8 protein-coding genes are annotated in these 10,797 nt (G+C 66.8%); 5 read left to right on the forward strand and 3 right to left on the reverse strand.

Features of this window, described 5'->3' with window-relative positions:
* From AC27IO_RS15185 to serA, 3 genes are all read right to left on the reverse strand, one after another.
* Positions 1–402 (reverse strand): HIT family protein (locus tag AC27IO_RS15185; RefSeq protein ID WP_498739483.1); only part of this gene is annotated, 402 nt, incomplete at its 3' end.
* Entirely contained in the window at positions 402–4,316 is a 3,915-nt protein-coding gene (locus tag AC27IO_RS15190; protein ID WP_498739485.1) for a DUF3683 domain-containing protein, read from the reverse strand. The genes AC27IO_RS15185 and AC27IO_RS15190, both read right to left, overlap by 1 nt.
* A gap of 236 nt (positions 4,317–4,552) precedes the next feature.
* Positions 4,553–5,782 (reverse strand): phosphoglycerate dehydrogenase, encoded by a 1,230-nt coding sequence (gene serA / locus AC27IO_RS15195; protein WP_284429244.1) that lies wholly within the window; start codon positions 5,780–5,782, stop codon positions 4,553–4,555.
* 359 nt (positions 5,783–6,141) lie between these two features.
* On the opposite strand from serA, the gene ugpB reads away from it, so the two are divergent.
* The 5 genes from ugpB (at position 6,142) to AC27IO_RS15220 (ending at position 10,746) form a co-directional block, all read left to right on the forward strand.
* Positions 6,142–7,452, forward strand: coding sequence for a sn-glycerol-3-phosphate ABC transporter substrate-binding protein UgpB (ugpB, locus tag AC27IO_RS15200; RefSeq protein ID WP_272565484.1), 1,311 nt, complete (start codon positions 6,142–6,144; stop codon positions 7,450–7,452).
* Positions 7,453–7,552: 100 nt separating this feature from the next.
* The gene (ugpA, locus tag AC27IO_RS15205) at positions 7,553–8,434 is read left to right on the forward strand and encodes a sn-glycerol-3-phosphate ABC transporter permease UgpA (protein ID WP_284393763.1); all 882 of its coding nucleotides are present in this window, start codon (positions 7,553–7,555) and stop codon (positions 8,432–8,434) included.
* Between the two features lie 42 nt (positions 8,435–8,476).
* A complete protein-coding gene (gene ugpE / locus AC27IO_RS15210) occupies positions 8,477–9,328 on the forward strand; it encodes a sn-glycerol-3-phosphate ABC transporter permease UgpE (protein WP_284393761.1) in 852 nt (283 codons plus the stop codon).
* Between the two features lie 42 nt (positions 9,329–9,370).
* Positions 9,371–10,375 carry a sn-glycerol-3-phosphate import ATP-binding protein UgpC gene (locus AC27IO_RS15215; protein WP_284424727.1) on the forward strand — a complete coding sequence of 335 codons (1,005 nt, stop codon included), beginning with the start codon at positions 9,371–9,373 and terminating at the stop codon, positions 10,373–10,375.
* Positions 10,376–10,383: 8 nt separating this feature from the next.
* Positions 10,384–10,746, forward strand: coding sequence for a bleomycin resistance protein (locus tag AC27IO_RS15220; RefSeq protein ID WP_498739488.1), 363 nt, complete (start codon positions 10,384–10,386; stop codon positions 10,744–10,746).
* Positions 10,747–10,797 lie beyond the last annotated feature (51 nt).

The raw sequence follows: 10,797 nt of genomic DNA on the forward strand, positions 1-10,797 counted from the left end.
GGCCACCTCGGCCTCGCGCTCGGGCGCGCGGTCGCGCTGCGGCGTGGCCCACACGGCGCCGGGGAAATGGCTGTCCCAGGCAAAGCGCGCGATCACGTGCCAGTGCAGGTGCGGCACCATGTTGCCGAGCGCGGCCAGATTGATCTTGTCCGGCTCCACATGGGCGCGCAGCGCGGTCTCCACCGCCGCCACGGCCTCCATGCAGTGCAGGCGGCCGCCCGCGTCCAGGTCGGTGAACTCCGCCGCGTGCGCGTTCCACACCACGCGGTAGAAGGCCGGAAAGCCGGCCTCCTGCGCGCGGATCACGCGCAGCTTCGGGCCGCGCCAGACCAGTGCGCCGCCGTCGCCATCGCACAGCGGGCAACCGGGCACGGTGGCCGCAGCAGGCGCCGTGGCCGCCATCAGACCAGCACCCGCTCGATGCCGCCCGCATTGGCGCGCTGCACGTATTCGGGCATCCATTGGTCGCCGAGGATCTCGCGCGCCATCTCGACGACGATGTAGTCGGCCTCCAGCAGGCCGTTGTTCAGGTCGTCCTGGTAGCGGTTCAGGCCCTGCAGGCAGCTGGGGCAGCTGGTGAGGATCTTCACGTTGTCCTGCGCGCCCGCTGCGCCGCTGGCCCGCAGCGCGGCCTCGCCCTTCCTGATTTCCTCTTCCTTGCGAAAGCGCACCTGCGTGGAGATGTCGGGCCGCGTCACGCCCAGCGTGCCGGATTCGCCGCAGCAGCGCTCGCTCTTGAGCACCTGCGGCCCCACCAGCGCCTTCACGGTCTTGACCGAGTCCTGCAGCTTCATGGGGTTGTGGCAGGGCTCGTGGTACAGGTAGGCGCCCTTGCCCTGCAGGGTCACGCCCTTTTCCAGCAGGTATTCGTGGATGTCGATGATGCGGCTGCCCGGGAAGATCTTGCCGAAGTCGTAGCCCTGCAGCTGGTCGTAGCAGGTGCCGCAGCTCACCACCACGGTCTTGATGTCGAGGTAGTTGAGCGTGTTGGCCACGCGGTGAAAGAGCACCCGGTTGTCGGTGATCATCTTCTCGGCCTTCTCGAACTGGCCGCTGCCGCGCTGCGGGTAGCCGCAGCACAGGTAGCCCGGCGGCAGCACGGTCTGCACGCCCGCATGCCACAGCATGGCCTGCGTGGCCAGGCCCACCTGGCTGAACAGGCGCTCGGAGCCGCAGCCGGGAAAGTAGAACACCGCCTCCGTCTCGGCCGTGGTCGTGGCCGGGTTGCGGATGATGGGCACGTAGTCCTTGTTCTCGATGTCCAGCAGCGCGCGCGCCGTCTTCTTGGGCAGGCCGCCGGGCAGCTTCTTGTTGATGAAGTGGATCACCTGCTCCTTGACCGGCGCGGTGCCCACCGTGGCCGGCGGCCGCGCGGTCTGGCGGCGGCCCACCTTGCGCAGCAGGTCCACGGCGATGCGCTGGGCCTTGAAGCCCACGCCGACCATGGCGCTGCGCATCAGCTTGATGGTGTCGGGGTTGGTGGCGTTGAGCATGGTCATGGCCAGCGCGTTGCCCGGGCGGAAGGTCTTCTTGCCCATCTTGCGCAGCAGGTTGCGCATGTTCATGGTCACGTCGCCGAAGTCGATCTTGACCGGGCACGGCGTGTAGCACTTGTGGCACACGGTGCAGTGGTCGGCCACGTCCTCGAACTCCTGCCAGTGCTTGATCGACACGCCCCGGCGCGTCTGCTCCTCGTACAGGAAGGCCTCGACCAGCAGCGAGGTGGCGAGGATCTTGTTGCGCGGGCTGTACAGCAGGCTGGCGCGCGGCACGTGGGTGGCGCACACGGGCTTGCACTTGCCGCAGCGCAGGCAGTCCTTGACCGAATCGGCGATGGCGCCGATGGCGCTCTGCTGCATGATCAGCGACTCGTGCCCCATCAGGCCGAAGCTCGGCGTGTAGGCGTTGGTCAGGTCGGCGAACATCAGCGAGTTGCGGGCCGAACCGGGCTCCCGGGCAATATCCACTAGCGCACCACGCTCCTGATTTCGCAGCAGCTTGCCTTTGTTGAAGCGCCCTTCGGGATCCACGCGCTGCTTGTAGTCGGCGAACGGCCGCAGCTCGTCGTCGGTCAAAAACTCCAGCTTGGTGATGCCGATGCCGTGCTCGCCCGAGATCACGCCGTCGAGCTGGCGGGCCAGCACCATGATGCGCGCCACGGCCTCATGGGCCGTCTGCAGCATGCGGTAGTCGTCGCTGTTGACCGGGATGTTGGTGTGCACGTTGCCGTCGCCGGCATGCATGTGCAGCGCCACCCACACGCGGCCCTTGAGCACGCGCTGGTGGATGGCCTGGGCCTCGTCCATGATGGGCTGGAAGGCGGCGCCGGCGAAGATCTTGGCCAGCGGCTCGCGCAGCTGGGTCTTCCAGCTCGCGCGCAGCGTGTGGTCCTGCAGCTGGGCGAAGAGCGGCTCCACGTCGCGCAGCCATCCGGTCCACAGCGCGCGCACCTCGCCCACCAGCGCCACGGCCTGGCCCACGCGGTCTTCCAGCAGCTCGGCCGACGGGATCTCGTGCGCGTCGTCCTGGCGGCCCAGCGGCAGGTTGCCGCGCAGGAAGAAGTCTTCCAGCGCATCGCACAGCGCGATCTTGTTGCGCAGCGACAGCTCGATGTTGATGCGCTCGATGCCGTCGGTGTACTCGGCCATGCGCGGCAGCGGGATCACCACGTCTTCGTTGATCTTGAAGGCGTTGGTGTGGCGGCTGATGGCGGCCGTGCGCTTGCGGTCCAGCCAGAACTTCTTGCGCGCCTCGGGGCTGATGGCGACGAAGCCCTCGCCCGAGCGCGAATTGGCCAGCCGCACGACCTCGCTGGTCACGCGCGCCACGTCGTCGGCGTTGTCGCCCGCGATGTCGCCGAACAGCACCATCTTCGGCAGGCCGCCGCCGTGCCGCTTGCTCTTGGTGGCGTAGCCCACGGCCTTCAGGTAGCGGTCGTCCAGGTGTTCCAGGCCTGCCAGCAGCACGCCGCTGCGCTGCTGCTCGGCGAACATGAAGTCCTTGATCTCCACGATGCTGGGCACCGCATCCTTGGCGTTGCCGAAGAACTCCAGGCACACGGTGCGCGTGTGCTCGGGCATGCGGTGCACCACCCAGCGCGCGCTGGTGATGAGGCCGTCGCAGCCCTCTTTCTGAATACCGGGCAGGCCCGACAGGAACTTGTCGGTCACGTCCTTGCCCAGGCCCTCCTTGCGGAAGGTCTTGCCGGGGATGTCCAGGCGTTCGGTGCGGATCGGCGTCCTGCCGTCGGCCTCGAAGTACTGCAGCTCGAAGCTGGCCACCTCGGCGTCGTGGATCTTGCCCATGTTGTGGTTCACACGGGTCACCTCCAGCCACTGGGCGTCGGGCGTCACCATGCGCCAGCTGGCGAGGTTGTCGAGCGCCGTGCCCCACAGCACGGCCTTCTTGCCGCCGGCGTTCATGGCGATGTTGCCGCCGATGCAAGAGGCCTCGGCGCTGGTCGGGTCCACGGCGAACACGTAGCCCGCGCGCTCGGCCGCATCGGCCACGCGCTGGGTGACCACGCCGGCCTCGGTCCACACCGTGGCGACCTCGCGGTCCATGCCCGGGAGGCGGCGCATTTCCACCTCGGTCATGGCTTCGAGCTTCTCGGTGTTGATGACCACGCTGCGCCAGGTGAGCGGAATGGCGCCGCCGGTGTAGCCGGTGCCGCCGCCGCGCGGGATGATGGTCATCTCCAGGTCGATGCAGGCCTTGACCAGCGCGGCCATCTCGGCCTCGGTGTCGGGGGTGAGCACCACGAACGGGTATTCGACGCGCCAGTCGGTCGCGTCGGTCACGTGGGACACGCGCGAGAGGCCGTCGAACTTGATGTTGTCCTTGGCCGTGTGGCGGCCCAGGCGCTTTTGCACCTGGCGGCGCAGTTGCGCCGCCTCGATGAAGGTGGCGTCGAACTCGGCGATGGCACGGCGGGCGGCGTCCACCAATTGGCCCACGAGCTGGTCGCGGCCGGAGTCGTCGGCCGGCGTGCGGCGCTTGCCGATCTCGGCCAGGCGGTGCTCCAGCGCCTCGACCAGCAGCTTGCGCCGGTCGGGGTTGTCCAGCAGGTCGTCCTGCAGATAGGGGTTGCGCTGCACCACCCAGATGTCGCCCAGCACTTCATAGAGCATGCGGGCCGAGCGGCCGGTGCGGCGCTCGCGGCGCAGCTGGTCGAGCACGTCCCAGGACGGAGACCCGAGCAGGCGGATGACGATTTCCCGGTCGGAAAACGAGGTGTAGTTGTAGGGAATCTCTCGCAGGCGGGCGGGCTCGGCGGCCTGCGCCTGCAGGGCAGCCAGCGCTATGGGAACGTTCATGGGGTCAACCTGGGTCGGGCGCGTGGGGCGCCCCTGTGCCTCGGGGCCGCGATTTTATGCCAGCCTCCGGGCGGTCCCGGGGGCCGGGACCGCCCCGCCAGCCGCTGCGGCAACGACCGCACCCCGGATGCTACTATTTCTATAGCATCATGCCGGCGTTTTCATTGTGCTGGAGGCCGTTTTGGCACCCAATCCCAAGGCAGGCCGGCGGAGCCCCTGGCGGCCGGCCCGGCCGGTCAGAACAGCACGCGGCTGCGGATCGTGCCCGGCACCTTGGCCAGCTCGTCCTGCGCCAGGTCGGACGACTGGGCGTCGATGTCGATCACCACGTAGCCCACCTTCTCGTTGGTCTGCAGGTACTGGGCGGCGATGTTGATCCGGTTGTCCGAGAAGATCTGGTTGATCTGCGACAGCACGCCCGGCACGTTCTGGTGGATGTGCAGCAGCCGGTGCTTGCCCGGGTGCGCGGGCAGCGCCACCTCGGGGAAGTTGACCGACGAGATCGAGGTGCCGTTGTCGCTGTACTTGACCAGCTTCTCGGCCACTTCGAGCCCGATGTTGGCCTGCGCCTCCATGGTGGAGCCGCCGATGTGCGGGGTGAGGATCACGTTGTCCAGCCCGCGCAGCGGCGACAGGAACTCGTCCTTGTTGGTGCGCGGCTCGACCGGGAACACGTCGATGGCGGCGCCCAGCAGCTTCTTGGCGCGGAGCGCCTCGGCCAGCGGCTCGATCTCCACCACCGTGCCGCGCGCGGCGTTGATGAGGATGCCGCCCGGCTTCATCGCCGCGATCTCGGCCGCGCCGATCATCCACTGCGTGGAAGGCAGCTCGGGCACGTGCAGGCTCACGATGTCGGCCTGCCCCAGCAGCGCGTGCAGCGAAGGCGCCTGGCGCGCATTGCCCAGGGGCAGCTTGTTGACCACGTCGTGGAAGATCACGTGCATGCCCAGGCCCTCGGCCAGCACCGACAGCTGCGTGCCGATGGAGCCGTAGCCCACGATGCCCAGCGTCTTGCCGCGGATCTCGTAGGCGTTGTCGGCCGACTTCAGCCAGCCGCCGCGGTGCGCCACCGCGTTCTTCTCGGGAATGCCGCGCAACAGCAGGATGGCCTCGGCCAGCACCAGTTCGGCCACCGAGCGGGTATTGGAGTACGGCGCGTTGAACACGGCGATGCCGCGCTCGCGCGCGGCGTTCAGGTCCACCTGGTTGGTGCCGATGCAAAAGCACCCCACGGCCACGAGCTTGTGCGCCTGGGCGAAGACCTCGGCCGTCAGCTGGGTGCGCGAGCGGATGCCCACGAAGTGCGCATCGGCGATCTTGCGCTTGAGCTCGTCGTCGGGCAGCGCGCCGGAGATCGCCTCGATCTGCGTGTAGCCCGCACCGCGCAGCACGTCGAGCGCGGACGGGTGGATGCCCTCGAGCAACAGGAACTTGATCTTGCTTTTGTCCAGAGAGGTTTTGGCCATGGAAAGGTCCGGAGGATCGGAAAAGGAAAAGGCGCGGGATTCGGCCCCGCGATCAGCCCCGAAATGGGGACGCGAGATCATTGTGCACCGCACAAAACCCTGCTGGCATCCTTGCAATTCGCTGAAATGGTGCACGGCACCAGTCGCCAAGGCGACTCCCGCCACCGCCGATCTGTCACGGAATTGTCACGAAATCGCCAGCACTGGCGCCCGTTTGGCGGCCATGGCGGGGCCCTGCGCCGCGACGGGTTTCCCCGCTTGATCACTGCGTGGGCCTATGCGACAACGACATATTCGTGTCACGAAATGCGTCCTACCATCGGCGCTTCGTGCATTTCGTATCGATTCGAGGAGTTTTCATGCAATTCAAGCACCTGGCGGCCGCTGCCGCCATCGCCGCTTCGCTCTGCGCCACGGCGCAGGCACAGACCGAGATCCAATGGTGGCATTCGATGACCGCGGTCAACGGCGAGTGGGTGAACGACCTGGCCAAGCAGTTCAACGAGAGCCAGAAGGAATACAAGATCGTGCCGACCTACAAGGGCACGTATGACGAGTCCATGACGGCCTCCATCGCCGCCTTCCGTGCCGGCAACGCACCGCACATCCTGCAGGTGTTCGAAGTGGGCACGGCCACCATGATGGCCAGCAAGGGCGCCATCGTGCCCGTGGGCAAGGTGATGCAGGACGCGGGCGCGAAGTTCGACCCGGCCGCCTACATCCCCGCCGTGGCCGGCTACTACACGGCCCCCAACGGCCAGATGCTGAGCTTCCCGTTCAACAGCTCCACCACCATCTTCTACTTCAACAAGGACGCCTTCAAGGCGGCCGGCCTGCCCACCGACAAGGCACCTGCCACCTGGCCCGAAGTGGTCAACGCGGCGGCCAAGCTCAAGGCCTCGGGCCACAAGTGCCCGTTCACCACGGCCTGGCAGAACTGGACGCAGGTCGAGAGCTTCTCGGCCTGGCACAACGTGGAGTTCGCCAGCAAGTCCAACGGCCTGCAGGGCCTGGACGCGCGCCTCAAGGTCGATTCGCCCCTGCACGTGCGCCACATCGAGAACCTGGCCAACATGGCCAAGCAGGGCCTGTTCGTCTACAAGGGCCGCGGCAACGTGCCCGAGGCCAGCTTCGTGTCCGGCGAGTGCGCCATGATCAACACGTCGTCGGGCTTCTACGGCAACGTGGCCAAGAACGCCAAGTTCGCCTACGGCCTGGCTCCCCTGCCCTACTACCCCGACGTGCCCGGCGCACCGCAGAACACCGTGATCGGCGGCGCGAGCCTGTGGGTCATGGCCGGCAAGAAGCCTGCCGAATACAAGGGCGTGGCGCAGTTCTTCCAGTTCATCTCCACGCCCGAAGTGCAGTCCGCCAGCCACAAGCGCACCGGCTACCTGCCCGTCACCAAGGCCGCGTATGAGCTGACCGAGAAGTCGGGCTTTTACCAGCAGAATCCCGGCACCGACGTGGCCGTGACGCAGATGATCCGCAAGGTGACCGACAAGAGCCGCGGCATCCGCCTGGGCAACTACGTGCAGATCCGCGCAATCGAGGACGAAGAGCTCGAACAGGTGTGGTCCGGCAAGAAGACCGCCAAGGAAGCGCTGGACACGATCGTCAAGCGTGGAAACGAGCAACTGGAACGCTTCCAGAAGGCGAACAAGTCGTAATACGGCTTAAACTGACCGTTTCGCCAACCGTAAAAAGCAGATGGGTCATCCATCTGCTTTTTGCTTTGGGAAGCGCCGATTTCTCCCAACCTTCCGCCCCATGGAAAAACGCGTCCGTTTCAAATCTGCCTGGCTGCCCTGGCTGCTCATCGCGCCGCAGATGGCCATCATCCTGGTCTTCTTCTTCTGGCCTGCCAGCCAGGCGCTGGTGCAGTCGATGCAGCTGCAGGACGCCTTCGGAACCTCCACCGAATGGGTGGGCCTGGCCAACTTCCGCCAGCTTTTCAACGACGGCAGCTACGTGGAGTCGTTCAAGACCACGGCCATGTTCTCCGTGCTGGTGGCGGGCATCGGCATCAGCCTGTCGCTGATGCTGGCGATCTTCGCCGACCGCGTGGTCAAGGCGGCCATGTTCTACAAGACCATGCTGATCCTGCCCTACGCCGTCGCGCCCGCCGTGGCCGCGGTGCTGTGGGTGTTCATGTTCTCGCCGTCGCTCGGCGTGGTGGCCTACGGCCTGGAGAAGGTCGGCATCCACTGGAACCACCTGCTCGACTCGGGCCAGGCCATGACGCTGATCGTGATGGCCTCGGTGTGGAAGCAGATCTCCTACAACTTCCTGTTCTTCCTGGCCGGGCTGCAGTCGATCCCCAAGTCGCTCATCGAAGCCGCGGCCATCGACGGCGCGCGCCCGTGGCGCCGCTTCTGGACCATCCAGTTCCCGTTGCTGTCGCCCACCACGTTCTTCCTGCTGGTCATCAACGTGGTCTATGCCTTCTTCGACACCTTCGCCATCGTCGATGCGGCCACGCAGGGCGGCCCGGGCAAGGACACGGCCATCCTGGTCTACAAGGTCTATTACGACGGCTTCAAGGCCATGGACCTGGGCGGCTCCGCCGCGCAATCGGTGGTGCTGATGCTGATCGTCGTCGCGCTCACCGTGGTGCAGTTCCGCTATGTCGAAAAGAAAGTGAACTACTGATGCAACGCCCGATGCAATGCGTTTCCTTGATGGAGGCCGCCCATGGTTGAGCGCCGCCTGACCGCCGGCATCCTGGCCCATGTGATCATGGTGCTGGGCGTGCTGATCGTCGCCTTTCCGCTGTACCTGGCGTTCGTCGCCTCCACGCACACCGCGCAGGAGATCGTGCAGGCCCCCATGCCGCTGCTGCCCGGCGGCCACTTCTGGGAGACCTACAAGGCCGCCCTGTTCGGCCGCGACGCGGGCGCGGGCTCCACGGCCCCGGTGGCCCGCATGATGTGGGTCAGCCTGGTGTCGGCCCTGGTCATCACCTTCGGCAAGATCGCCATCTCGCTGCTGTCGGCCTTCGCCATCGTGTACTTCCGCTTTCCCTTCAAGGGCCTGTGCTTCTGGCTGATCTTCATCACGCTGATGCTGCCCGTGGAAGTGCGCATCGGCCCGACGTACCAGGTGGTGTCCGACCTCGGCATGCTCAACAGCTACGCGGGCCTGACCGTGCCGCTGATCGCATCGGCCACGGCCACGTTCCTGTTCCGCCAGTTCTTCCTGACCGTGCCCGACGAGCTGGTCGAGGCCGCGCGCATGGACGGCGCGGGCCCGATGCGGTTCTTCAAGGACATCCTGATCCCGCTGTCCAAGACCTCGATCGCCGCCCTCTTCGTGATCCAGTTCATCTACGGCTGGAACCAGTACCTGTGGCCGCTGCTGGCCACCACGAGCGAAGACATGTACCCGGTGGTGATCGGCATCAAGCGCATGATCGCCGGCGGGGACGGCCAGAACGAATGGAACATCGTCATGGCGACGGCCATCCTGGCCATGCTTCCGCCGGCCGTGGTGGTGATGCTCATGCAGAAGTGGTTCGTCAAGGGCCTCGTGGACACCGAGAAATAACGGTCAACGACCACCGATCGATCTGACAAGAATCCCAAAGATATGGCATCCCTCTCGCTTCGCAACGTCATCAAGCGCTACGGCGCCGGCCCCAAGGCCAACCCGGTCATCCACGGCGTCAGCGCCGAAATCCAGGATGGCGAATTCATCGTGATCGTCGGCCCGTCGGGCTGCGGCAAATCCACCCTGCTGCGCATGGTCGCGGGCCTGGAAGAGATCAGCGGCGGCGAGATCGCCATCGGCCCGCGCGTGGTGAACAACCTCGAGCCCGCCGAGCGGGACATCGCCATGGTGTTCCAGAACTACGCGCTCTACCCGCACATGACGAACTTCGACAACATGGCCTACGGCCTGAAGATCGCCAAGGTGCCCAAGGACGAGATCAAGCGGCGCGTGGACAAGGCCGCCAAGATCCTGGAGCTGGGCCACCTGCTGGAGCGCAAGCCGCGCGAGCTGTCCGGCGGCCAGCGCCAGCGCGTGGCCATGGGGCGCGCCATCGTGCGCCAGCCGCAGGTGTTCCTGTTCGACGAGCCGCTGTCCAACCTGGACGCCAAGCTGCGCGCGCAGACCCGCCTGGAGATCCAGAAGCTGCACCGCGAACTGGGCATCACCAGCCTGTTCGTCACCCACGACCAGGTCGAGGCCATGACGCTCGCGCAGCGCATGATCGTCATGAACGGCGGCGTGATGGAGCAGTTCGGCACGCCCGAGGAGGTCTACCACTCGCCGGCTTCGACCTTCGTGGCCAGCTTCATCGGCTCGCCGCCCATGAACCTGCTCCAAAACGCGGAAGGCGGCAAGCAGGGCGCGATCCTCGGCATCCGCCCCGAGCACCTGGACATCGGCGCCACCGGCTGGGCCGTGCAGGTCGAGACCGTCGAGCTGCTGGGCGCCGAACGCCTGGTGTACGCCCGCATGAACGGCGAATCCCTCATCGTGCGCGTGGAAGAAGGCACGCACTCGCCCCAGCCCGGCGACACCATCCACGTCGCGCCGCGCCCGTCGCGCCTGCACTGGTTCGACGCCGCCACCGGCAAGCGGATGTGAGCGACCCCGTGAGCCGCCCACCCGCGCCGGCCCGGCTCGTGCACGCGACCGTTCCCGTGCTGGCCTCGCTCGACCTGGACGAGAGCGCGGCCTTCTGCGCCGACCGGCTGGGGTTCATGCCCCGGCTGCACACGGACGACTACCTCATCGCCGAGCGCGACGGCTGCGAGCTGCATTTCTGGCTCTGCACCGAGCGCCACATCGCCGAGAACACCTCCTGCTACGTGCGGGGCGACACGCGCGCGCTGCATGCCGACTTCGCCGCGCGCGGCCTGGCCGTCGATCCCCCGCGCGAGCAGCCCTGGGGCATGCGCGAGCTGTACGTGATCGACCCACACGGCAACCTGCTCAAGTTCGGCGAAAGCCTATGAAGCCCCCCGCAGTCGCCACCGGCGCCTGCGGGCGCGGCCTGCTCCGCGGCC

The organism is Acidovorax sp. KNOB132, assembly GCF_057541515.1.